The organism is Vibrio sp. 1562 (assembly GCF_033340155.1).
Classification (GTDB): domain Bacteria; phylum Pseudomonadota; class Gammaproteobacteria; order Enterobacterales; family Vibrionaceae; genus Vibrio; species Vibrio alginolyticus.
Genome location: NZ_JAWOVY010000510.1, coordinates 1 through 615, shown reverse-complemented (window position 1 = coordinate 615; position 615 = coordinate 1). Strand labels below are relative to the sequence as shown.

Genomic DNA, 615 nt, shown 5'->3' with positions numbered 1-615 from the left:
GATTGGAATGAAGCTGAGTCGCAACGGATTCATGCATTGATGGCTGAATCCGTTGCTTGAAATTAAGCGTTTTGGTTGCGACTGATGGAGTAAAGGTAAGCCCAGTAAATTAGCGCGATACCAAAGGCTAAAATTGCAGGAAATACCAGAGCATACAAGCCATAAGCCATAAATAAGGCAGCGCCGACGCTCCCGCCTAGTAAAAAACCAAAGAAGATGAATAGAAACAACTTAGCTTTACGGCGGTCAAATTGACGTCCTCGTAAGCTCTCACCAATCATAATGCCAAGGTCGGTAATGATCCCCGTCATGTGTGTCGTTCGGACAACTGCGCCACTAAAAGTGGTGATCATCGCATTTTGCAAACCACATGCTGCTGACGCTAAGTATTGGCCGTAGGAGTCGCCCTCGACCAAGAAGCCTAAACTTAACAGTAACAAACTCCCTTCAATACAAAGTGCCACACCATAGCGTCGGCCAAGCTTTAAAGCGCTACTCTCAATAAAGAAGCCGCTAAACGCAGAGCCAATCAAAAAGCTGAATACGATAAAGAGCAGGTGAATGGAATTATCCATACCTGTTAATAGGCTATTCCCTAGCTGAGTTACGGTTCCG

The 615-nt window shown here is 45.5% G+C and carries 1 protein-coding gene; it reads right to left on the bottom strand.

Features of this window, described 5'->3' with window-relative positions:
• Positions 1-62: 62 nt before the first annotated feature.
• Positions 63-615 (bottom strand): YoaK family protein (locus R7Z49_RS26105; RefSeq protein WP_318112575.1); only part of this gene is annotated, 553 nt, incomplete at its 5' end.